16 protein-coding genes are annotated in these 24,236 nt (G+C 35.5%); 7 read left to right on the top strand and 9 right to left on the bottom strand.

The window, feature by feature from the left end:
• Nucleotides 1-97 precede the first annotated feature (97 nt).
• On the top strand, nt 98-1,780 hold the full coding sequence (locus PBT89_RS11185) for a sodium:solute symporter family transporter (protein ID WP_270060898.1): 1,683 nt from the start codon (nt 98-100) through the stop codon (nt 1,778-1,780).
• Between the two features lie 174 nt (nt 1,781-1,954).
• Here PBT89_RS11185 and PBT89_RS11180 read toward each other — a convergent pair whose 3' ends face one another.
• Both PBT89_RS11180 and galK read right to left on the bottom strand, forming a co-directional pair.
• The gene (locus PBT89_RS11180) at nt 1,955-2,995 is read right to left on the bottom strand and encodes a UDP-glucose--hexose-1-phosphate uridylyltransferase (RefSeq protein ID WP_270061981.1); all 1,041 of its coding nucleotides are present in this window, start codon (nt 2,993-2,995) and stop codon (nt 1,955-1,957) included.
• Between the two features lie 21 nt (nt 2,996-3,016).
• Nucleotides 3,017-4,180, bottom strand: coding sequence for a galactokinase (gene galK / locus PBT89_RS11175; protein WP_270061980.1), 1,164 nt, complete (start codon nt 4,178-4,180; stop codon nt 3,017-3,019).
• A 125-nt stretch (nt 4,181-4,305) separates the two neighbouring features.
• On the opposite strand from galK, the gene PBT89_RS11170 reads away from it, so the two are divergent.
• Together PBT89_RS11170 and PBT89_RS11165 are read left to right on the top strand one after the other, a co-directional pair.
• On the top strand, nt 4,306-5,010 hold the full coding sequence (locus PBT89_RS11170) for an NUDIX hydrolase (protein WP_270061979.1): 705 nt from the start codon (nt 4,306-4,308) through the stop codon (nt 5,008-5,010).
• 103 nt (nt 5,011-5,113) lie between these two features.
• The gene (locus PBT89_RS11165) at nt 5,114-6,001 is read left to right on the top strand and encodes a hydroxypyruvate isomerase family protein (RefSeq protein ID WP_270061978.1); all 888 of its coding nucleotides are present in this window, start codon (nt 5,114-5,116) and stop codon (nt 5,999-6,001) included.
• 32 nt (nt 6,002-6,033) lie between these two features.
• Here the strand turns inward: PBT89_RS11165 and PBT89_RS11160 are convergent, their stop codons facing one another.
• From PBT89_RS11160 to PBT89_RS11130, 7 genes are all read right to left on the bottom strand, one after another.
• Nucleotides 6,034-6,909: a sterol desaturase family protein gene (locus PBT89_RS11160; protein ID WP_270061977.1), complete on the bottom strand. Its 876-nt coding sequence runs from the start codon at nt 6,907-6,909 to the stop codon at nt 6,034-6,036.
• A 102-nt stretch (nt 6,910-7,011) separates the two neighbouring features.
• On the bottom strand, nt 7,012-8,118 hold the full coding sequence (locus PBT89_RS11155; RefSeq protein ID WP_270061976.1) for a hypothetical protein: 1,107 nt from the start codon (nt 8,116-8,118) through the stop codon (nt 7,012-7,014).
• A gap of 231 nt (nt 8,119-8,349) precedes the next feature.
• Entirely contained in the window at nt 8,350-10,902 is a 2,553-nt protein-coding gene (locus PBT89_RS11150; RefSeq protein ID WP_270061975.1) for an adenosylcobalamin-dependent ribonucleoside-diphosphate reductase, read from the bottom strand.
• 356 nt (nt 10,903-11,258) lie between these two features.
• The gene (locus PBT89_RS11145; RefSeq protein ID WP_270061974.1) at nt 11,259-12,698 is read right to left on the bottom strand and encodes an alpha-amylase; all 1,440 of its coding nucleotides are present in this window, start codon (nt 12,696-12,698) and stop codon (nt 11,259-11,261) included.
• Nucleotides 12,699-12,749: 51 nt separating this feature from the next.
• A complete protein-coding gene (locus PBT89_RS11140) occupies nt 12,750-13,895 on the bottom strand; it encodes a SusF/SusE family outer membrane protein (protein ID WP_270061973.1) in 1,146 nt (381 codons plus the stop codon).
• Between the two features lie 13 nt (nt 13,896-13,908).
• Entirely contained in the window at nt 13,909-15,540 is a 1,632-nt protein-coding gene (locus PBT89_RS11135) for a RagB/SusD family nutrient uptake outer membrane protein (protein WP_270061972.1), read from the bottom strand.
• 9 nt (nt 15,541-15,549) lie between these two features.
• Nucleotides 15,550-18,486: a SusC/RagA family TonB-linked outer membrane protein gene (locus PBT89_RS11130; RefSeq protein WP_270061971.1), complete on the bottom strand. Its 2,937-nt coding sequence runs from the start codon at nt 18,484-18,486 to the stop codon at nt 15,550-15,552.
• 235 nt (nt 18,487-18,721) lie between these two features.
• Here PBT89_RS11130 and PBT89_RS11125 point away from each other — a divergent pair, with 235 nt between their 5' ends.
• The 4 genes from PBT89_RS11125 (at nt 18,722) to PBT89_RS11110 (ending at nt 24,232) form a co-directional block, all read left to right on the top strand.
• Nucleotides 18,722-19,741 (top strand): LacI family DNA-binding transcriptional regulator, encoded by a 1,020-nt coding sequence (locus tag PBT89_RS11125; protein WP_270061970.1) that lies wholly within the window; start codon nt 18,722-18,724, stop codon nt 19,739-19,741.
• Between the two features lie 141 nt (nt 19,742-19,882).
• Nucleotides 19,883-21,253 (top strand): MFS transporter, encoded by a 1,371-nt coding sequence (locus tag PBT89_RS11120; RefSeq protein ID WP_270061969.1) that lies wholly within the window; start codon nt 19,883-19,885, stop codon nt 21,251-21,253.
• Nucleotides 21,254-21,272: 19 nt separating this feature from the next.
• Entirely contained in the window at nt 21,273-21,932 is a 660-nt protein-coding gene (gene pgmB / locus PBT89_RS11115) for a beta-phosphoglucomutase (protein ID WP_270061968.1), read from the top strand.
• Nucleotides 21,933-21,940: 8 nt separating this feature from the next.
• Nucleotides 21,941-24,232, top strand: coding sequence for a glycoside hydrolase family 65 protein (locus tag PBT89_RS11110; RefSeq protein WP_270061967.1), 2,292 nt, complete (start codon nt 21,941-21,943; stop codon nt 24,230-24,232).
• Nucleotides 24,233-24,236 lie beyond the last annotated feature (4 nt).

Genomic DNA, 24,236 nt, shown 5'->3' with positions numbered 1-24,236 from the left:
CATTTGATTTATGGTGTGATTTTCTAAAATATGATAATTACATCGATGTATAAATAACACTCGATATTTTCTCAAAAAATAAATTAAACTAATTTTTATGGAATTTGAATTACTGGATGTAATAGTATTCGTTGCTTACGCGCTGCTTATAATCGGTGTAGGATTATGGGTTTCTCGTGGAAAAGGGGATACTTCAGAAGATTATTTTTTGGCAAGTAAATCTTTGCCATGGTGGGCCATTGGAGCTTCCTTAATTGCAGCTAATATTTCCGCAGAACAATTTATAGGAATGTCGGGTTCTGGTTTTGCGCTGGGTCTGGCAATTGCCTCTTACGAATGGATGGCCGCGATAACTTTAATTGTTGTTGGTAAATTTTTCTTACCCATTTTTATTGAAAAGAAGCTGTATACTATTCCAGAATTTATTGAAGTTCGTTACAGTAAAAACCTAAAGACGATTTTAGCGATTTTTTGGATTTGCTTATTCATTTTTGTTAACCTTACTTCGGTTCTATATTTAGGAGCAACGGCTTTAGATACTATTATTGGTAGTGGAGACGGAGCCATTTTTATGGAATGCATTATAGGTCTTGCTCTGTTTGCAGCCGCATATTCACTTTACGGTGGTTTATCTGCTGTAGCATGGACAGATGTAGTTCAGGTAGTATTACTTGTAATAGGTGGTTTAATAACCACTTATATTGCGTTAGAACATGTTTCTAGTGATGGAAATATTTTCACTGGAATGACAGAAGTTTTTGAGCAGGTACCAGAAAAATTCTCTATGATCCTTGATAAAGGCGAAATTATTACACCAAACGGTAAAGATGCATGGTGGGATTTACCAGGAATCGCTGTTTTAGTTGGTGGTCTTTGGGTTGCTAACCTTTACTATTGGGGATTCAATCAGTATATTATTCAGAGAACACTGGCGGCAAAAAGTTTAAAAGAATCTCAAAGAGGTATCGTACTTGCAGGATTTTTGAAAATTTTAATTCCGCTTATTACTGTAATCCCAGGAATTATTGCTTTTGTAATGAATACGGATGCTAGTGGTGCCATTACTGAAGGGGTTACCAGTGCTTCTTTCTTTGGCGAAAACGGCCAAATTATAAACGATAATGCAGCGCCATGGTTAATTAAAGAATTTGTTCCTGCAGGTCTTAAAGGTCTTGTTTTAGCAGCGCTAGCAGCAGCAATCGTTTCTTCTTTAGCTTCGATGTTAAACTCGACCGCTACGATTTTTACCATGGATATTTACAAACCTTTCTTTCAGGAAAAAGCAGGAACGTCAGAAAAAGGACTGGTAAATGTAGGTAGGGTGACCGCAACCATTGCTTTGATCATCGCCATTATTTTGGCACCGCAATTAAAGAGTTTAGGACAGGTATTTCAGTATATCCAAGAATATACCGGTGTTGTTAGTCCGGGAATTTTAGCGGTATTTATGCTTGGATTATTCTGGAGAAAAACTACAAATAATGCAGCAATTTGGGGAGTTTTAGTTTCTATTCCAATTGCACTTTATTTCAAAATAGGGCCTAATGGATGGATTGATTCTCCATTATTTATTACATGGCCTTTTATGCATCAAATGATGGCTACATGGATTCTTACTATGGTTATCATGGCAATTATCACTTATGCTGAAACCGGTGGTAAAATTCAGGAGAAATCAATTGTATTATCTAGAGGATTATTTAAAACAGGACCAATATTTAATATTGGAAGTTTTGTAATCATATTAATTGTTGCAATGCTTTATGCTATGTTCTGGTAAAAAATAGATAATTATAAAAGCAAAAATCCCGAAGTTTTAAACTCCGGGATTTTTTATTGGTGGTTAATTGGAAACTATTATTTACTGGATAATCGAGATCAAATGCTCTAAGGATTGTCTCGAAATAATGAAAAATATTCTAATAACTACCTCGTTGGTTTGTCCTTAGATAGTTTACTGTTTTAAATAATGTATATCGCTTAGGTTCTGTAATGTTTTTGCAGCCTGCTCTGCGGTGATATCACGTTGTGGGCCGGCAAACATTTCGTAACCTACCATAAACTTTTTAACCGTAGCCGAACGTAAAAGCGGTGGATAAAAACTCATATGCCAGTGCCATTCTGGATAATCTGATCCATCAGTTGGGATTTGATGAATTCCGCTAGAATAGGGGAATGATGTTTCAAATAAGTTATCATATTTTATGGTCAGTTTTTTAAGAATTTCAGCAAAAGCTTTTTCTTCTTCTTCGTTAAGCTGCCCAATATGTTGCTGATGTTTTTTTGGAGCGATCATAATTTCGTACGGCCAAACTGCCCAATATGGAACAAGTGCAACAAAATGCTCATTTTCAACAATAATTCTTTCTTTGGCTTCCAATTCTTGTTTAATGTAATCGCCTAATAAGCTACTCTTTTTCTTATCCCAATATTCTTTAAAATGCTTTGATTTTTTTTCAATTTCGGTTGGGATAGACATTTGCGACCAGATTTGCCCGTGTGGATGGGGATTACTACAACCCATAATGGCACCTTTATTTTCAAAGATCTGCACGTAATTGATATTTTCCTGGCTTCCTAACTCGGCATATTCCTTTTTCCATGTTTTCACCACTTTGGTAATATCTTTTTCTTCCATAAGAGGAAGCGTAAGCGAGTGATCTGGAGAAAAACAAACTACTTTACAGATGCCAACCTCAGTTTCGGCTTTCATCAATCCGTTTTCCTGTGTTTCAACCGGGCTATCGATTAAAAGGGCAGAGAAGTCATTAATAAAAGTGTATGGTTCTTTATAATCTGGATTTTTATCCCCCGTACTTCTTGTGTTTCCCGGGCATAAATAGCAGCTAGGATCGTAAGTTTCTTTTTTAGGCGTAGTATCTTTTTCGGTTTTTCCCTGCCATGGTCGTTTTGTACGATGCGGAGAACAAAGTATCCATTCGCCCGTTAAAATATTATATCGTCTATGAGGAATCGAATTAATATCCTGACTCATAATTTAAGTTTTCTATTAGTATTATACTTTTTCTACAATTGTCCCTTCACTTGGTGAAACGGCAATAGTATCTAATTTTATATTGAATTTTTTAAAGTAAGCTTCGGCAGCTTCGGCAACATATTCGTCAATCTTATCTGCTTCAATTAAATTAATGGTGCAACCGCCAAAACCACCACCCATCATCCGGGAACCATAGATGTAATCTTTATCTCTGGAGAATTCAACCAAAAAATCAAGCTCTGGGCAACTTACTTCATAATTATACTGAAGTCCGTCGTGAGATCCATACATTAAATCACCAAATTCGTTAAGTTCACCAGCTTTTATGGCAGTAGTGGCATTTATTACACGCTCGTTTTCTTCGATAACATATTTAGCTCTTTGATACTGTTTTTCCTGTAATTGTTCTTTGAACTCTTTGAGCATTTCAAGATTTACATCACGTAAGCTTTTTACTTCCGGATATTTTTTCTGAATAACTTCAACGGCAGCCTCACATTCTTGTCTACGGGTATTATATTCGCTATCGGCAAGATTGTGGGAAACATTAGTATTTAGTAATAATAATTTGCAGGATTTAAAATCTGCCGGAATATATTCAGCTTCTAAACTTTCACAATCCAGAAGTATAATATGATCTTTTTTGCTCATAACTGAAGCATATTGATCCATAATTCCGCATTTATTACCTACAAAATTATGTTCTGCTTTTTGTGATAATTTGGTGATTTCAGTTTTGCTTAATTCAAGATTAAAGAGCGCATTTAAGCCTGAGGCAAAACCACATTCTAATGCTGCCGAAGAACTAATTCCTGCACCTGTAGACAAATCACTTTTTATAATGCAATCAAAACCTTTTAAAGATTTTCCTAAAGCAATAATCTCGTTTGTTACACCTAAAACATAATTTTCCCAAGACTTGTTGCTTATAGCTAGCTTTTTAAGATCAAATTCTAGATAGGCATCGTATGTAGCACTAAAAACGCGGCAGGTACTATCGGTACCATTTTCTTTAAATTCGAAATAGATTTTTTTATCGATAGCCGTAGGCATTACAAATCCATTATTATAATCTGTATGTTCTCCTATTAGATTTATTCTTCCTGGTGAAGCGACTTTAATTTCAGGCTTAAAGTTGGTAAAAGCTTCTGGTAAATTATGTGCGTTTGCTGAAGTACTCAATATGCTTATTTTTAATGAAAATTATAAATCAAATATAATAAACGTAAAATTTACATTCATCTTTTTAATAGATTATTTTTCAACTATTTCCCTATATTTATGTAAAAATTGTATAAAATACGCTTATGACCCCAGCTTTAAAAGATCAATATGTTCAAAAAGACAAAATGTATGTGGCAACCGACTGTATTATCTTCGGTTTTGATGCAGGCAAACTAAAACTACTTGTTTTTAAGCGCCGGGTTGCTCCATTTTTAGGAACTTGGTCTTTAATAGGAAGTTTTGTGAAAATGGAAGAGGATGTGAGCAACGCAGCAAAACGTGTACTTACCGAGATTACCGGTTTAGATAATGTTTTTATGGAGCAGCTTAAAGCTTATGGGCTAGCAGATCGTGATCCCGGTTATCGTTGTGTTTCTATTGCTCAATATGCTCTAATTAGAATCGATGAATACGATAAAGAATTAACCGAAAAACATGGCGCGCACTGGTTTGACTTAGAAGAATTACCCGATCTAGTACTAGATCACAACCAAATGGTTGTCGATGCCATGGCTAGATTAAAACGAAAAGCCAGATATCAACCTATAGGATTTGAGTTACTTCCTGAAAAATTTACGATTCCGCAGCTACAAAGTTTATATGAAGCGATCTATCAGAAAAAGCTTGATGATCGTAATTTTCGGAAAAAACTAATGAGTCTTGGACTGCTAATTAAATTGAATGAGAAAGATAAATCGGGTTCTAGGCGTGGTGCTTTTCTTTATAAATTTGATTATACCAATTACCAAAAATTGGCAAAATCTGGGTATAATTTTGAAATTGCTTAATATATTTTCTTTTTTATGGTTATTTCATTATAAAAATACTTTTTTTAAAAATATGTTTTTAATTTAGAATTCTTAATTTACATAGATTTTTAAATTTAATAAAATGAGCAAAACGAATAGGAGATTAGCTATTAAAACCATTACGCTAGGAGCCGGGGCATTGGGTTTAAGTTCGTTTTCTAGTTTACAAGCAGAAACTAAGCCAACCGCTTTAAATGTAAAGCGCTTAAACAACAACATTAAGCATTCAGCATGCCGATGGTGCTACCAAAATATTCCTTTAGATGATTTTGCTAAAAATGCTGCAGAAATTGGATTATCAGGAATAGATCTTTTAAGACCCGAAGAATGGGATACGGTCGAAAAATATGGATTAAAATGTTCGATGGCTACCGATAGTTTTGCAGATATTCAAAACGGATTTAATGAGATTAAAAATCATAAACATTTACAAGCATCTTATAAAACTTTAATTGAAAAGGTGGGTAAGCGCGGTATCAAAAACGTAATTGTTTTCTCTGGCAATCGTAGAGGAATGGATGATGAAACCGGATTTAAAAATTGTGTTATTGGTTTAAGACCATTGTTGGAATTTGCTGAAGAACACAATGTAAATTTAGTGATGGAGCTTTTAAATAGTAAAGTAAATCATCCCGATTACATGTGCGATCATACCGAATGGGGTGTGGAACTGGCAAAACGTACAGAAATGCCAAATTTTAAATTGCTATATGATATTTACCATATGCAAATTATGGAAGGTGACGTTATCGCAACTATAAAAAAGCATCACAAATACATTAATCATTATCATACCGGCGGAGTGCCCGGTAGAAATGAGATTAATGATTCTCAAGAATTATTTTATCCTGCAATTGTAAAAGCTATTATAGAAACTGGCTTTGACGGTTATCTTGCTCAAGAATTTGTTCCTACCTATGATGATAAGCTTGCCGCTTTGAAAGAAGGAATTAAAATATGTGATGTGTAATATATCAATCACACATCACATATTTCAACTATTTATTTTTTATTAGTTTGCTTCGGAATCTTTTTTAGAGAGCTTGGTGGCCCAAAAAAGATTTTTACCGCTTCTTTAAAACTTTCTGCATGTCTCATATTTCTAAAAATATCTACCCAAACATGGAATACATGCTTCACTGGATTAAAGTGTTTAGGCTGATCTATAATTCCGTAAATAGATTTTTCTCTTTCAGGCTCAAAAGTGCCAAATAAACGATCCCAAATTATAAATGTAGAGCCGTAATTTTTATCTAAATATTGTTCATTACGACCATGGTGCACGCGATGGTGAGAAGGTGTAACAAAGAAAAAGCTAAACCATTTAGGCATTCTGTCAATTAATTCTGTATGAATCCAAAACTGGTATAACACTGCAATTTGGTGACAGATAAAAAACACAATAGGGTTAAATCCTAAAAAACTAATAGGAATAAAGAATATTACTTTTATCTGTTGCGTCCAGGATAATCTAAAAGAAGTCGATAAGTTATACTTTTCAGAATTATGATGCGTCACATGGGTGGCCCATAAAAAATTTATTTCGTGGCCATAGCGATGCGCCCAATATCTGCAGAAGTCTAAAATAACGAAACATAAAATGCTCGTAAACCAATTTGTTGGAATGCTCCAAGGGACAATATTATAAACCCACAGCACTAATCCAAACATAATAGATTTGGTTACAAGTCCCTGTAGGACATATACCAAACCTATACTTAGTGATGTGAGAAAGTCTTTTTTCTCGTACCATTCTCGCTTTGTTTTCCAGCTGTAGTAAAATTCTAAAAGTGCCAAGCCAATCATTAGCGGGGCGGCATATAAAATTAAATCGGGGGCACTGGAAACAACACTGTCTAATGTGATTTCCTTTTTCATGGGGGTAATTTTTATTTTATGAATGATAATAGAAATTATCCCCATCAACAAATTTTAAATCACAAGATTTTTAAATTTTAACAATTGGCGATAAGGTACTTTCTAATCTGGCTTCAGCATGTTTCCAAACCAAGAATAACCTATAGATAAATTTACAGAATATCCATTTAAATCTTCATAAAAATCATTCTTAGAAACGAATAATTTCGCTCTAATCGCGCTAAAAGAAATATCTTTTCTACCTAAAAATAAATTAGGAATTGTATTAATATGAGTTCTAAGTTTAAAATCGGCACTTAATCCTAATAGAAAATTAAAATCAGTCATAATTAGATCGTGTTCTTCACCATCATAATTTACTTCTGAAAATTCTGTAATTGCCAAACCGGCAAAAGGGGCTAATTTCAATTTCGAATTGTCAATAATGGCGTAACCGTAAGAAATATCTATCAAAGCCACCGAAAATCGTTCTCTTTGTTCCCAATAAATGTTCCCTAGATAGTCATCTTTTACGCGTCCTCCAGATAATGCTCCGTTAATATTCAAAATCGAATTTTTGAATGCTAAATCGAATCCAAACAAAAAACTTATAGAATTACCGAAATGCTCTTTAACCTCGCCGTTACGAAAGCTATAGAGCGCGCCTACGTTAAATCCCAGTCCGAATTTTGCTTTCTCGTACTCCGGCAATTTATTATTATTGTAAATATCCAGCCGGTCTTCGATATTGGGTTTCCATTGCAGTATTACAGCATAGTTTCTTCCGTAGTCACTTTGTTTTTGGAACATAGCAACTTCATCGTTTAAGTTCTGATAAATGTTCTGAAAAACGGTTTCAGCTGAATAATATGATCCCAATCTATCTAGTTCGTATTGTAATTTTCTTCTGTATAATTCAGCAATATCAAATATAATCTGATTGTACTCTAGGTTTTCTTCAGTTTTAAAATCTGGATGCACCCAGGATATCTGCGGATCGATGTAACAAAATGATTGTAATCTTAAAATTACCGTATCCTTGCGTTTCTGTTTTTCCGTAGTATATCCAATGGTATATTTTAATTCTGAAATAGAATGTTCAAAAGCAATTTCACGTTCCTGAAAATCATTCCAGGTTAAATTTCCTTCATTCCAGTCTTTTCTGGAAACCTGACTGTGTACCCCTACAAAAGCGAAGTAGATGATGATACAAAAATGTTTAATTTTCATTAATGATAATGGATTGCAGAATCCAAAGAGTAAGTTTAATCGATATATTTTGTGATTTAATAATGAATAAAAAATTATTTATAAATAACGGTTAAATGTATATAATTTTCTTGATATAAAATTATAAAAAAAAGTGCTAAATATTAAATTTTCAGAAGGTTAGGGGGAGTGAACCAAAAACAAAAAGAGCCGCCATTAGGCAGCTCTTTTATAACTTAACTTTTTAGTTGTTTATCCACATTTGGAAGAACCACAATCTTTACAGGTTAGGCAGCCTTCCTGATAGATAAGATTCGAAGAATTACAATTGCTACATTTTTCTTTTTTCGCAACGGTACCATCTTCAATAAAGCGTTTTAAGGCTCTCGCGACTCCGTTTTTCCAGGTATTAATGGATTCGGTATCCAACTGCAAGCTATTCACAAGATTTACCACGTTATCGATTGCCATACCATGTCTTAGTGTACTGGAAATAAGTTTTGCGTAATTCCAGAATTCTGGATTAAACTTATGTGATAAGCCTTCTATGGTTGTTTTATAACCTCTTTTATTTTTATACTGAAAATCGTAGCGTGAAGAACCGTCTTCATTTCTATTTTTAATAATTAATCCTTCGTTTACCCATCGAGGAATAAGAATACCGTCTTCATCATCTGAAAATCCTGTAAAAATTTCATAAGGCCTGCCATCGATCAAACCAATAAAGGCGATCCATTTATCTTTATTATTCTGGAAACGTACAACGTCAGCTTCTAAAACCTGAGGACGCTTGGTAGGGAATATTCCTTGAGTATCATTCTTTTCTTCTTTTTTCTCTTCATTAGAAATTAATACTCCAGAGCGGGAACCATCACGATAAACCGTAACACCTTTACATCCCGCTTCCCATGCTTCCAGATACAATTTGCCTACAAGCTCTTCGCTTACATCATTAGGTAAATTAATTGTAACACTGATTGAATGGTCTACCCATTTTTGTACAGCTCCTTGCATTCTTACTTTACTTAACCAATCTACGTCGTTACTGGTAGCTTGGTAGTAAGGAGAAGCTTTTACCAATTCATCTAACTCGGTATTAGAATAGTTTTTATCAATGTCGTGCCCATTAATTTTCATCCATTCTTTAAAACGATGGTGAAAAACCACATATTCTTCCCAGCTATCGCCAACTTCATCTACAAAATCAACGCGAGAATCCTTATCATTAGGATTTACTTTTCTTCGGCGTTTGTAAACTGGTAAGAAAACAGGTTCTATTCCTGAAGTTGTTTGCGTCATTAAACTAGTAGTACCAGTTGGTGCAATGGTTAGCAATGCGATATTTCTACGACCATGTTCCAACATATCGTAGTATAATTTTTCATCAGCTTCTTTTAATCGAAGTATAAATGGATTTTCTTTTTCTCTTTCAGAATCGAAAATAGTAAAAGCACCCCTTTCTTTTGCAGCTTCTACAGAAGCGCGATAAGCAGCAAGTGCGATATTTTTATGAATTTCGGTCGAAAAAGCAACACCTTCTTCGCTGCCATATCTTATTCCTAAACCGGCGAGCATATCACCTTCAGCAGTAATCCCAATACCAGTTCTTCTTCCTTCTTGTGCCTTCTTTTTAATATTTAACCAAAGATTGCGCTCCACTCCTTTAACCTCTTCGCTTTCAGGATCGGCTTCAATTTTCTCAAGAATGGCGTCAATTTTTTCTAATTCAAGATCGATAATATCGTCCATGATTCGCTGAGCCGCGCTAATATGTTTTTTGAAAAGCTCGTAGTTAAATTTCGCTTTCTCTGTAAATGGATCTTCAACATAAGAAAATAAATTGATGGCTAACAATCGGCAAGAATCGTAAGGACAAAGCGGAATTTCGCCACATGGGTTTGTCGAAACAGTTTTGTAACCTAGATCGGCATAACAATCGGGTACCGATTCGTTAATTACCGTGTCCCAGAATAAAATCCCTGGTTCAGCAGATTTCCAGGCATTATGCACAATTTTTTTCCAAAGTTTTTCTGCTTCAATCTCTTTACTGAATCTAGGCGCTTCACTAAAAACCGGGTATTTTTGAGTGTAAGCTGTTTGATTTTTTACAGCTTTCATAAATTCATCATCAATTCTCACAGAAACATTTGCTCCGGTAACTTTACCCTGTTCCATTTTAGCATCGATAAAATCTTCTGAATCGGGATGATTAATCGATACGGAAAGCATTAAAGCACCACGGCGGCCATCTTGCGCTACTTCACGAGTAGAATTAGAATAGCGTTCCATAAAAGGGACAATGCCTGTTGAAGTTAAGGCTGAATTTTTTACCGGTGAACTTTTTGGTCGAATATGCGATAAGTCGTGGCCTACACCACCACGTCGTTTCATCAGCTGAACCTGCTCTTGGTCTATTTTCATGATTCCGCCATAAGAATCTGAGCTTCCATCATTGCCAATAACAAAACAATTTGATAGCGATGCAATTTGGTGAGGATTTCCTATACCGGCCATAGGGCTGCCTTGGGGTACGATATATTTGAAATCTTTTATAAGATCGAAAACTTCGTCTTCAGACATCGCATTGGGATAGCGTTGCTCTACTCTTGCAATCTCTTTTGCAATTCTGCGATGCATATCGTTTGGCGTAAGCTCATAAATATTTCCATCAGAATCTTTTAGAGCATATTTGTTTACCCAAACACGGGCAGCAAGATCGTCTCCTTTAAAATATTCTAGAGAAGCTTTAAAAGCTTCGTCTTGAGTGTAAGTAGTAGCTTTTTTGGGTGTTGTATCTACAGGCATAAAATCGCTTCGGTTAAATGAAAAAACTAAAATTTAAGAGCGATAAAAGTAAATAAATATTAAGGATTTTTTGTTCTTATGGAAGATAAAAGTTATCAAAAATAAGTTGTTAATAAATTGTTTTTCAGTTATTTATTTGTTTTTGAATAAAGGAGAAGTGAACAAAAAATATCTATTTTTTGCTTTAAGTAGAGGGGTGTTCAATAGATTCGTTATTAACGAATGTTGAGATTGCAAAAGTACTTTTTTGAATCAAAATAGAATGAATTTTAACAAAAAATCCGACTTAAAATATGTCGGATTTTTTTTCTACTTCAGCTTCAATGTGAAGTTTTCAAATTTTGCCATTTTTTAATTTATTTCATAATAGACCAGACAGCATAAGAATTTGCAGGAGCTTCTATACTCACATTCCCTGAATTTTCTGATTTGGGTTGAAAAGCAGAATTGCCGGTATAATCCATTAAAACCATATTTTCCCAATCTGAAGCTACAATGCGGCGCTTATTATTAGCGCTAGTGTTGATGTATAAAATTAGACCTGGATTTTCTGCATTTCCGTTTCGTTTCATGATGTACTCGTCATCATCTACATGTAAAATTGTGACATCACCTATGGCTAAGCTATTGTGAATTTTAATGAGTTGCTGAATAGGTTGCTGGAATGCTTCATTTTTGTAATCGGAATAAAAAATACAAGGATAGCCGGGGTGCGTTAAAATATAAGCATAGGCTTTCAATTTATTTTCGGCAGCAATTACGTTGTTCTCGTCATCATCCTTTTCGGTATCGTGATTTGCAGTAAAGGTGACAGCTTTATCGGCATTTGTTTTCCATAGCATATCATTCTCTAAAATTTGCAGATCGTCATTTCTATCAAATGCTTCTTCTAATTTATAGAATGTTGAAAAATCGAATACACTACTGCCAGTTTCATCTATAAATTTTCGTAGCACATCTGGATTGCCGTCCCAAAGTTCACTTACTGCAAAACCGCCAACTTCATCTAACCAGTTTTTAATTACAAAAGGTTCAAAACCTAGCACATAATCAAAACGCCAGCCATCAAATTCCATCACGTTTTTATAGTATTTAGCAACAGAATTCTCATCTTTCCATAACCAGTCCTTAACGCGCTCTCTGTGATGATCTAAGTTTGTTTCTTGATAAAATAAACTTGGCGGATCGTACTCGCTTACGCTATTAGGATAAAAATCTTCGTAATTTCTATTAAACATTCCTGAAGCATTGCCATGAGTTTCGTCGAAAAGCGTGTATGTATCTCTTTCACGATAAGGATTGTATTCTAAACCACCACCAGAATTATGATTTAAAACGATATCGGCAATTACTTGCAGATTATTTTCATGCGCTTCAACAATTAAGCTTTCTAAATCTTCACGAGTTCCAAATCGCGTAGGTATCGTACTATGTTGATTATATTCTCCAAAATCAAAATAATCGGAAGGATCGTAGCCCATAGAATATCCGCCCGATTGCCCTTTACTTGCTGGCGGTAACCAAATACGATCTATACCATTTGCAGACCAATCGCTAACTTGTTCTGCGATGGTATTCCACCATTCAAATCTTGGTTCTACATCCCAGTAAAATGCCTGCATCATTACTCGAGATCCATTATCGTAATCTGATAAGTTTAATGCTGAAACTGTTTCGGGTTGCTCTACATCGTTATCATCGTCTGAATCTAAAACCGCATCATCATCTGAAGAGCAACTAAATATAAGAGCCAAAATCAGAAAATAGAGTAGAGGAATACTTGTAATTTTTTTCATAAGAAAAGAAGTTAAAAAAGGCTGCCATGGCAGCCTTCTTATTAGTAGTTTTTATTCTTCAACCTGTGGAATTAATAAGTAGCGTCCATCTAGATCATTAAACCAGATATTATAGGTCCCTGGAGTTGCAGTAATATTCTCGCCTCCTAAATTAGTTTCTCCACTAATTGCTGCTGAAGCGATACCCCAACTTACATCCCATGAATCGTTGGCTCTAAATTTAAACTCACCATCGTTAAGCACGAAATCTTTTATATACCATATATGAGGATTAAATTCAGATTGCGTCATATCGGTATCGGCATCCCATCCACCTGGTGTTGCGTCACCAATGATTCCTATGCTTGTGTAACTAGGTGCATCATTAGTTGCAAGAGTTTCCATAGAATAAGTGCCATCTGAAACATTTACGATTAAACTATAATAGGTATCCTCATTAACTTTAAATGCATTAGGATCGCCACCTAAAACCTCGCTGCTGGTTACTAATTCTTCTGAAATTCCCCATTGTGGTTGCCATTGGCCAAGATTTTCTAAAAGTTTAAATCCTTCAACATCTGCACCTCCTGCGAATCTTCCTTCAAAATAATAGATGTCATCATTTTCAGCATCTCTAAAAAGAGGGGTGTTATTATTGTCATTACTCCATCCTGCAGCAGTAGCATCACCAACCAAATAAAGTTCTCTTTTTAGTTCTAAAGCATCAGTATTTTCCGGAAGCATTACCATAACACTTAAGGTATCTGAATATTGCTCCACTAAGTTGCCGCCATCATTACTGCCGGCATAGGCTCGAACTCTAAAATAAAGTTCGCCAGAGTTTGGTGCTTCTGTATCTGGATCGTTATCTAAACCGGCATCTTTTGCCAGTTCTAACATGTTTTTAACCGTAACTGCTGCATTGGTACTTTTACCATCACTTATTGCAGCTATGATATTGAAAGTAGAAGAAGTAGCTCCCTGTAGTTCGTAATTAATAGGTGTTTGAACACCAAAATCTACTGCATTCCAAACAAAACGTTCTGCCAGATTGTTAGCGTTATTTGCTTCTAAAGTATAAACTTCAGCAGCGGAATTGGTAAATGAAATTCCGTTAGGATCTTCTTTTGCGACAAATGTAAAATCATCATCGTCTGAGCAAGAAAAAGTAGTGAAGATTCCTAAAAATGCGATTAAAAGGTATTTAAAATTTCTCATAGTTTTAAATATTTTAGTATCCTGAGTTTTGTGTAAGATTTGGATTTATGGAAATGATATTGCTTGGAAGGGGAAATATTTCTCTATATTCTGAAACTGAAGTCCCCGGGCGAATACCACCTTTAAATGGCCACAAGTAATTGGCAGAGGTGAATTTATTGAAACGTATTAAATCAGTCCTACGCTGTCCTTCCCAATATAATTCTCGAGCTCTTTCGTTTAAAATAAGGTCTAAATTAACATCTGAAGAAGAAATATTTCCGGTGTTATTACCAAAAGCACGTTCTCTTAACTCATTAATATAATTAGTAGCGGTTTGTAAATCTCCACCTGAACCACCGCGTGTAACAGCTTCAGCATATACCAAATAAATATCAGCTAATCTAATTAAGGGTAGATCGGTATCTGTGAAATTACCTGCTTCGTCACTACCACTATTTCCCTGGCTGTCTATATTGCTGAATTTTACTACGGCATAACCATCACTAAAAGTATTTGCAATGGTATTAATTTCAAGATTTTGACCATCGGTATAGAACATAGCTCTTCTATCGCTCCAGGCTATAGGATTACCATCTTCATCGGTCTCGGTTATCGCATAATCAAATTTAGATACTAACGCTTTAGTAGTTCTTAAACCTTCCCAACCACCGTTAACACCATAGTCTGAGGCTGTCATCGATCCGCCAATAGCAGCATGTACTAAAAAGCTTGTGCCGCCATAGGTTCTAGAGTTATTTCCGTCAAAATTCAGTACAAAAATGAATTCTTTTTGGGCGCCATTACTATTGTTGTCTGCAAGAAACAATTCGTCATAAGCAGATCCATTTCCGTTAGCATCTGTTGTGTTTATGGCGTAAGAAGAATTTATGGTTTGTTGAGCATAAGCTATAGCATCGGTATATCTGTCTTCATTCACCCATGTTTCAGCATTTAAATATAATTTAGAAAGTAAAGCCCATGCAGCAACGCGATCTACTCTGCCATATTCGTTAGCACCGCTTTCTTTTAATTGATCTTGAATATCTAATAATTCAGATTCCACAAAATCAAACACCTCTTCTCTAGAATTTTGGGCAGGTAAAGCAGTAGAAACTTCAGTTACTATTGGAATATTCGCATATAAATCAATAAGGTTATAATAGGCAAAGGCGCGTAAAAAACGAGCTTCTGCAATGTAGTACCCAACTTCGCTATTATCGCTTAAACTTTCTGCATTATTAATAAACGAATTACAAAAGGAAACTTCTTGTGCCAGGCGATAATACATAGCCGTTGTAAAAATGTTTCCTGCTTCCCAGTTCATGGCATGAAGGTCTGGTAAACCCGGATCTCCCCAACTAACAACTGCGTTATCGGTAGTTAATTCGTTTAAATTAAAAAGCATTCTGGAATATTGTGAAGTACCTTCATCGATACTTGTAATATCAGGTTTTCCAGAAGGGCCTTCCTGGCCGGTTAATGCTAAACTTGCATACAATTTGGCTATTGCACCTCTTGCTTCATCTGCATTTGCGAAAACATCATTTTCAGTAAAATTATTAGGATCTATTTTAGGATCTTGATCCAGATCGTCATGACAGGATACCAGCAGCGTAATAGGTAGGGCCAGCATCAATTTTTTTATCAAGTTTATCGTTTTCATAAGTCTTTTTTAAAAATTAAGAGATACACCTATAGTATATATTCGTGGTCTTGGGTAGAAATTATTATCGATACCCGTGGTTGGAAAATCACCACCTATATAGATTTCAGGATCTAAACCATCGTAATCGGTAACGGTAAGCACATTTTGAGCAGAACCATAAACGCGTAGATTAGAATCTTCAAAAATTTGATTGAAAGTATAACCAAGGGTAATATTATCGAGCTTAAAGAAGGATGCATCCTGAACGTAGTAATCGCTTCTTAAATTAGTATCGGTTAAGGATTTGAAACCTGTTGAATAATAATCACGATGTAGATTACTTAAAATTCCATTTATTGTGGCTTTCGTTTCATAAGCACGGCTAGAAGCCATGTTGTTGTATGCATAATTTCCTAAACTGGCTCTTGTAACCACTGCCAAGTCCCAATTTTTATAATTCAGGTTGGTATTAAAGCCCATGGTAATATCTGCAAAGGGATCTTTATATAAGTATTTATCTTTTTCTGTAATTTGATTGTCCCCATTACGATCTACATAGGCACCTTCGATAGGTTTCCCGTCTTCATTATAAACTTGTTTATACACCCAGAAACTGAAAGGTGAATAGCCTTCTTTATGAAGTTGAACCGTGTTACCAGTACCGCCATCTATACCACCAACCTCAACTTGATCTGGTAAATTGGTAATTTCGTTCTTATTTAAAGCCATGTTGAAGCCAATATTCCATGTAAAATCTTCAGTTTGAACAGGAATGGCATTTAATTCAAATTCAATCCCCTTATTTTCCATGTCGCCAATATTGCTTTCAATTCTGTTTGAAAAATTAGTGAAAGGATCTACTGTTACATTACTAATTAAATCTTGAGTTGTTTTGATATATGCGTTAATAGATCCTGAAATGCGGCTATTAAAAAAAGCATAATCAATCCCGGCATTTAGCGTATTTCCTACTTCCCAACGTAAATTTTTATTGATAGGTTCTGGTCGATAGGTTTGATAATAATTGTCACCTAGTTGATAATCGGCGCCGGCAATACTTTTGTTATAACGAGTTAAATACTTGTAATCACCCAAACCATTTACATTCCCAATTTCCCCGTAACCTATGCGCAGTTTTAATTGATTGATCTTTTCAGTATTGAAAAAGTTCTCATTACTAATATTCCAGGCTAAAGCTACAGAAGGAAAATAGCCCCATCTGTCATCAGGATTTAATTTAGAAGAAGCATCTGCTCGTAAAGTAGCGGTAACTAGATATTTGTCGTCATAATTATAATTAGCGCGACCAAAATACGATAATAGAACACTTTTATATTTAGTTATGGTATTAGGATTTAATCCGTCTTTTTCGCGTAAACTATTATAATCGAATTTATGCGTTTCAAAGCTCTGGTAAGAATATCCTCCAACTAATTTAAGATTGTTTTTATCGTTAAAATCTTTATCGTAAGTAAGATATGCATCTAGTAATTTGTTGGTAGATTCATTTTCGTAATTGGTAAAAGAACCTTCCCAGTCGGTATTTGAAGATGGCATCTCTTCAGAAGTAATTACGCGACCATGGCTGTTGGTTTTATCTAAGCCAATATTTATGGTAGCGGTTAATTCAGGTAAAAAATGAAGACGATAATCTACTTTGGTATTCCCTATAAATCTTCTAATTTCTGAAGTATCGTCTTTAAAGCGTAACAAAGCTACAGGATTGGTGGGAGCCAGGTTTTGCTGATAACCTTCAGAGTTTAGCCATGTATAGTAACCACCAAATGGAGAAGCTTCGTCATAAATTGGCTGCGTAGGATCGAAATCCACTGAAGCACCAATAGCATCTTTGTTTGCAAAAGTATTTTCAGTATACATTCCTCTGGCATTCACTTCTACTTTTAAGTGACCATCCATAAATGAAGGGCGTAAACTTAAAGAAGCAGTTGTTCTGGAGAAATTATCAGAATCTAATATTCCATCCTGATCGGTATAACCAACAGAAGCGCGGGTTGGCATAAAACCACCTATATTACCAGTGGTACTGAAATTATGCTCAAAACCTATTGCATCTTTGTAAATTTGATCTTGCCAACTGGTGTTTGCGTCTCCTAATAATTCGATAGCCGATTCGCTACCAATCTGGGTTACAAGTTCTCTAAATTCACCTGCATTTAAAACATCAACATGATCGGTAGGACGATACAAGGTTGTAGCGCTAGAATAATTGAATTTAAACTCCTGGCCTTTCCCTTTTTTAGTGGTAATCATAATTACACCGTTGGCAGCCCTAGATCCATAAATTGCTGTAGCAGAGGCATCTTTTAAAACCGTCATGCTTTCAATATCATTAGGGTTAATAAAGTCTAATGGATTTCTGGATCCTCCTATGCTTTCATTATTTAATGGAATTCCATCTACAACAAATAATGGCGAACTATTTAAAGAAATAGAACCAATACCTCTAATATTAATATTTTGACCTTCACCTGGCGCACCACCACCGGAAGTTACATTTACACCAGCAATTTTACCGGTTATTAACTGGCTTGCGGTGTTCACCTGTCCTTTATTAAAATCTTCAGTAGAAACTTGATTCACCGCTCCGGTTGCATCTTTTTTACGAATGGTACCATAACCTACAACTACCACTTCGTCTAATTGAGACTGATTTTCTTTTAGTAAAATATTAATTTCGTTCTGTCCGGTAAATTCAATTTCTTCGGTTTCAAAACCAAGAAAAGAATAGGCAATGGTATCTCCAACTACAAGGTTTTCGATAGTGTATAAACCGTCAAAATCGGTCATCGTTCCGTTAGAGGTTCCTTTCACTATCACATTTGCACCGGGAACGGGCATCCCTGTAGCGGCTTCTGTAACTGTTCCCGAGACTTGCTCCTGAGCAAAAAACTGGATAGGCAACAAGCAAAGTAAACCTAGTATTCCTTTAGTAATCGTTTTCATAAATTTCAATATCTAATTTTACTTGTTAGATCTTATATTTTTACTTCCTGTGGTTAAAATTATATAAATTTTATCTTCTTTTTTTGAGGATATGTCAATGAAAGCACACTACAACGTTGTAGTGTTGAAAACTTTTCTCTTTTACGCCTGGAAAATCTCTAAATCGTAAAAGAAACTATGATTTTATAGTATTTTTGGAATATTGGAAGAGCGCAAATCATGTAGATTTAATTTTATGAGGCCAAAACTTACTTTAAAGCAAATTGCAAGAGAATTAGATGTTTCAATTTCAACCGTATCTAAATCCTTAAGGGATAGTCCTGAGATAGGGGAAGATACCAGAAAAAAAGTACAGGCATTTGCCAAATTATATAATTATAAACCCAATAATATTGCGCTAAGTCTTAAAAATCGAAAAACAAAAACCATAGGTGTTGTTATTCCAGAGATTATTCATCATTTTTTTACTACGGTTATTAGCGGAATAGAGCATGTAGCAAATGAGCGTGGTTATAGTGTTATTATTTGCCTTTCAGACAACAGTTTTGATAAAGAAGTATTGAATATGGAAATGCTGGCCAATGGTAGTATAGATGGTTTTATAGTTTCTGTGGCTAAAGAAACCATGCAAAAAGAGGATTATCATCATTTAACTGAAGTGGTGAACCAGGGAATGCCTTTAGTGCTTTTTGATCGTTCGGTAGAACAAATTCCATCAGACAAGGTTATCATTGATGATATAAAAGGAGCGAAAAAGGCTGTTCAATGTCTTATAGATAAAGGAGCCAAAAATATAGGGATTATCTCTACCGTAGATTATATTAGTGTGGGGAAATTAAGAACTCAGGGATATACAGATGCGCTTAAAGAAAATGGATTTGATGTAAATGAAAGAAATATTCTGAAAATAGAGAATATGGAAGAGGTAGAGCAGGAAATTTCAGCTTTTATAAAAGAAGGAGATTTTGATGCGCTCTTTGCCGTAAACGAACATTTTGCAGCAGATGCTGTACGTGCGGTTCAGGAAAAAGGACAAAAAGTTCCTGATGATGTTCAGGTTATCGGTTTTACTGATGGTGAATTGTCGAAACGTTTTATTCCTAGTTTAACCACTATTAGTCAGCATGGGAGTAGAATGGGAGAGGAAGCAGCAAGATTATTAATTGAAAAATTAGAAAAATCACCTAACGAAGAAGAAAGTTATAAAACTATCATCGTAGATACAGGTTTAATAGAACGCGAATCAACAAAGTAGTGATTTAATGCAGCAATCTTTAAATTATTAATTATATTTATCCCCAAATTAGTTAATTTATCAAAGCTTATATTTTTACTTCCTACCTAAATTAAGTTTTGATAAGTCTTAGTGCTTATCGTAACCATTTAAAATTACGATATGCAGAAACGCAAATTAAGTTTCTGGGAAATCTGGAATATGACGTTCGGTTTTCTAGGAATCCAAATGGGCTTTGCATTGCAAAATGCTAACGCAAGCCGTATTCTTCAGGTTTTTGGTGCAGAGGTCGAACATCTCTCATGGTTTTGGATCGTCGCTCCTGTTACCGGTTTGATCGTTCAACCTATCATTGGTTATTATAGTGATCGCACTTGGACGAAATTGGGTAGACGCCGACCGTTTTTCTTAACAGGTGGAATATTGGCTGCCATTGGTTTGGTTTTAATGCCAAATGCCGATTTATTTACCGCAATTATGCCATCCTTATGGGTTGGTGCCGGGATGTTAATGATAATGGATGCGTCTTTTAACGTAGCCATGGAACCATTTAGAGCATTAGTGGCCGATAACCTTCCAAGTGATCAGCGAACCTTAGGTTTTAGTATTCAAACAGTACTAATTGGAATTGGAGCTGTAATAGGCTCATGGTTACCTTATGTATTAACCAATTGGTTTGGATTTACAAATAGAGCTGCGGAAGGGGAGATTCCTTTAAATCTTCTTTTATCTTTTATTATTGGTGCTGTGGTTTTAATAGTAAGTATTTTAATTACGGTATTTACAACTAAAGAGTATAGTCCAGAAGAATTAGAGCATTTTCACGCTCAGGAAGATAAACCAGATGAAGTAGTTCCAGAAGAAGAGAAATCTAAGATCACCGATATTTTTACCGATTTTGTAAAAATGCCACACACGATGCGTCAGCTAAGCTGGGTGCAATTTTTTTCTTGGTTTGGATTGTTCGGAATGTGGGTATTTGCTACCCCAGCCATTGCACATCATATCTATGGTTTGCCACTTTCAGATTCTAGTAGTGAGACCTATCAGGATGCAGGAGATTGGGTTGGGATTTTATTTGGAGTTTACAATGCCGTTTCTGCTGTCTTCGCGTTTTTCTTACCGGTAATTGCCAAAAAAGTAGGCCGTAAAAAAACGCACATCATTTCATTACTTATTGGTGGAGCAGGTTTGCTTTCTATCTATGTAATGCCAGATGAAAATTGGGTGATCTTAAGCATGGTTGGTATTGGTATTGCCTGGGCCAGTATTCTGGCGATGCCTTATGCTATTTTAGCCGGAGCGATACCACCTCGAAAAATGGGTGTTTATATGGGGATTTTTAACTTTTTTATTGTTGTGCCTCAGATAATCAATGCGCTAATAGGCGGGCCTATGGTAAAATACCTTTATGGCGGTGATCCTATTTATGCATTAATGATGAGTGGTATTGCCTTTATTATTGCCGCGATCCTTACCATTAGAATAGACGACGTAGACGAAGAAGTCTCATCTAATATTGCTACTAACTAAGAATTCAAGAAACATTAAAATGAGTGAAAAAGCTATCATATTCGATCTTGATGGTGTAATCGTAGATACTGCAAAATTTCATTTTCTAGCCTGGAAAAAACTGGCTAATGATTTAGGTTTCGATTTTACCAAAGAGCAGAATGAAGAATTAAAAGGAGTGAGCCGGGTAGATTCGCTAAAAAAGATACTGAACTGGGGAAATAAACAACTTTCAGAAGAAGAGTTTAATCGCCAAATGCAGTTAAAGAACGAGAATTACCTGTCTTATGTAAATAAGATGGATAAAGGAGAGGTGCTTCCGGGAGTGCAAAAAGTTTTGGATTATTTAGAAGAAAATAACATTCCGTATGCATTAGGATCGGCGAGTAAAAATGCACGTCATATTTTAAAGAAAATAGACTTAAAGGATGGTTTTGCTGCAATTGTAGATGGTACAGACGTAAGTAAAGCGAAACCAGATCCTGAAGTTTTCTTAATTGCTGCTGAAAAACTGAATATCGCTCCGCAAAACTGTATCGTTTTTGAAGATTCGGTGGCCGGAGTACAGGCAGCGAAGAAAGGTGAAATGATAAGCATTGGGATTGGCGAAGAAAAAACACTTCATGAAGCCGATTATATCTTCAATGATTTTACAGAGATCTCAATCGAATTTTTAAAAAATCTACTCCAAAATAAATAAAATAACGAATGAATCAGGATTATATTAAACCAGATGCATGGTCCATTATAGAAGAAGGTTTTGATGCCACGCGCGTCGAATCTTCAGAAAGTTTATTCAGCATAGGTAACGGAGCCATGGGGCAACGTGCCAATTTTGAAGAGCAATATTCTGGCGACACCTTTCAGGGAAATTATATCGCCGGTGTTTTTTATCCCGATAAAACAAAAGTGGGTTGGTGGAAGAACGGCTATCCAGAATATTTCGCTAAAGTACTTAACGCGCCAAACTGGATAGGAATTAATGTAAGTGTAAATAATGAAGTTTTAGATCTTAATACCTGTAAAGAGGTAAAAGGTTTTGTGCGTGAATTAAATATGAAAGAAGGCTATCACCAACGAAGTTTTATTGCGGTGATGCCAAATGATCTTGAAATAAAAGTTACGGCAACTCGTTTCCTTTCGATCGTCGATGATGAGTTAGGAGCTATTAACTATGAAGTTGAGGTTCTAAACAGCGATGCTGTTATAAAATTTACGCCATATTTGGATGGTGGGATCACCAATAGAGATGCGAATTGGGAAGAGCGTTTCTGGCAGACTTTAGAAATTAAGGCTGAAAATAATCAGGCTTTTGTTGTTTCTAAAACTTTGAAAACCGAATATCATGTAGGTACCTATATGCAATCTGAAATTACGGTAAATGGAGAAAAAATTCAGGTTGAAGGTGAAGTTGAAAAAGCTGATGATCAGGTACGTATTTCGTATTCGGTAAAAGTGAATAAAGGAGAAAAAATTGCGCTTCAAAAATATGCTGGTTATGTAACCGATATGAATCATAAGAAAGATTCGTTAATTGAAGCGGCAAAAATTGTATTGCAAAAAGCGACAACTTCAGGTTTTGCACAATTACTTCAGGAGCAAAAAGAAGCCTGGGCAAGAATCTGGGAAATGGCCGATATTACCATCGATGGTGATGTAAAGGCGCAACAGGGAATTCGCTTTAATATTTTTCAGCTAAATCAAACTTATTTAGGAAAAGACGAACGATTAAATATTGGCCCAAAAGGATTTACTGGCGAGAAATATGGTGGTAGCACCTATTGGGATACCGAGGCGTATTGTATTCCGTTTTATATGGCAACCAAAGATCAGCAGGTGGCTAGAAACCTGTTGACATATAGGTATAATCATTTAGAAAAGGCAATAGAAAATGCACAAAAATTAGGCTTTACTAATGGAGCGGCGCTTTACCCGATGGTAACGATGAACGGAGAAGAGAGCCACAACGAATGGGAAATTACTTTTGAAGAAATCCACCGTAACGGAGCCATGGTTTTTGCCATTTACAACTACGTTCGTTTTACAGGAGATTACAGTTATGTGCCAGAAATGGGGCTGGAAGTAATGATCGCGATTGCAAGATTTTGGCAGCAACGCGCAAACTTCAGTAAAAACAAAAATAAATACGTAATTCTTGGCGTTACCGGACCAAATGAATACGAAAATAATGTAAACAATAACTGGTACACTAATTATTTAGCGAAGTGGTGTATCGAATACTGTATCGAAAATATCGAGAAAATTAAAGCGGAATATGCGGAAGATCATGCTCGAATTTTGGCCAAAACTAATTTAAATTCAGAAGAAATTGCGAAGTGGAAAGATGTAGCTGATAATATGTATTTCCCGTATTCTGAGGAATTTGGCGTGTATCTTCAACAAGATGGTTTTTTAGATAAAGAAATTGAACCGGTAAGTACGCTTACAAAAAACCAGCGTCCAATTAACCAAAATTGGAGTTGGGATCGCATTTTAAGAAGTTGCTACATCAAACAGGCCGATGTACTTCAAGGTTTCTATTTCTTTGAAGATCATTTTTCCGAAGAAAACTTAGAAAAACACTTCGATTTCTACGAACCTATTACCGTTCACGAATCCTCGTTATCGCCATGTGTACATAGTATTCAGGCAGCGAAATTAGGTAGAATGGAACAGGCCTATACTTTTTATTTAAGGACTTCTCGATTGGATTTAGACGATTATAATCACGAAGTAAAAGAAGGTTGCCACATTACAAGCATGGCGGGAACCTGGATGAGTATTGTAGAAGGTTTTGGAGGAATGCGTGTTGTGGATGGAAAATTATCGTTTACCCCAAAATTGCCGAAACAATGGAAAAGCTTTAGTTTTAAAGTGAATTTCAGAAATCAGATTGTAACCATCAATATTGGTCAAAAACAGACCACATTTTTGGTTGAAGGAAATAAGCCTTTAAGCATTTTGCTTAATGGAAAAGAAATAAATGTCCAAAACACCTAAGTAT

Source organism: Zunongwangia sp. HRR-M8, from assembly GCF_027594405.1.
Classification (GTDB): Bacteria; Bacteroidota; Bacteroidia; order Flavobacteriales; family Flavobacteriaceae; genus Zunongwangia.
The sequence above is the reverse complement of the archived record's forward strand: the minus strand, read 5'-3'. Positions and strand labels throughout refer to the sequence as shown.

Coding starts and splice junctions, on each gene's coding strand:
- PBT89_RS11185 (WP_270060898.1), top strand. CDS start 98: ATGGAATTTGAATTACTGGATGTAATAGTATTCGTTGCTTACGCGCTG.
- PBT89_RS11180 (WP_270061981.1), bottom strand. CDS start 2,995: ATGAGTCAGGATATTAATTCGATTCCTCATAGACGATATAATATTTTA.
- PBT89_RS11170 (WP_270061979.1), top strand. CDS start 4,306: ATGACCCCAGCTTTAAAAGATCAATATGTTCAAAAAGACAAAATGTAT.
- PBT89_RS11165 (WP_270061978.1), top strand. CDS start 5,114: ATGAGCAAAACGAATAGGAGATTAGCTATTAAAACCATTACGCTAGGA.
- PBT89_RS11160 (WP_270061977.1), bottom strand. CDS start 6,909: ATGAAAAAGGAAATCACATTAGACAGTGTTGTTTCCAGTGCCCCCGAT.
- PBT89_RS11155 (WP_270061976.1), bottom strand. CDS start 8,118: ATGAAAATTAAACATTTTTGTATCATCATCTACTTCGCTTTTGTAGGG.
- PBT89_RS11150 (WP_270061975.1), bottom strand. CDS start 10,902: ATGCCTGTAGATACAACACCCAAAAAAGCTACTACTTACACTCAAGAC.
- PBT89_RS11145 (WP_270061974.1), bottom strand. CDS start 12,698: ATGAAAAAAATTACAAGTATTCCTCTACTCTATTTTCTGATTTTGGCT.
- PBT89_RS11140 (WP_270061973.1), bottom strand. CDS start 13,895: ATGAGAAATTTTAAATACCTTTTAATCGCATTTTTAGGAATCTTCACT.
- PBT89_RS11135 (WP_270061972.1), bottom strand. CDS start 15,540: ATGAAAACGATAAACTTGATAAAAAAATTGATGCTGGCCCTACCTATT.
- PBT89_RS11130 (WP_270061971.1), bottom strand. CDS start 18,486: ATGAAAACGATTACTAAAGGAATACTAGGTTTACTTTGCTTGTTGCCT.
- PBT89_RS11125 (WP_270061970.1), top strand. CDS start 18,722: ATGAGGCCAAAACTTACTTTAAAGCAAATTGCAAGAGAATTAGATGTT.
- PBT89_RS11120 (WP_270061969.1), top strand. CDS start 19,883: ATGCAGAAACGCAAATTAAGTTTCTGGGAAATCTGGAATATGACGTTC.
- pgmB (WP_270061968.1), top strand. CDS start 21,273: ATGAGTGAAAAAGCTATCATATTCGATCTTGATGGTGTAATCGTAGAT.
- PBT89_RS11110 (WP_270061967.1), top strand. CDS start 21,941: ATGAATCAGGATTATATTAAACCAGATGCATGGTCCATTATAGAAGAA.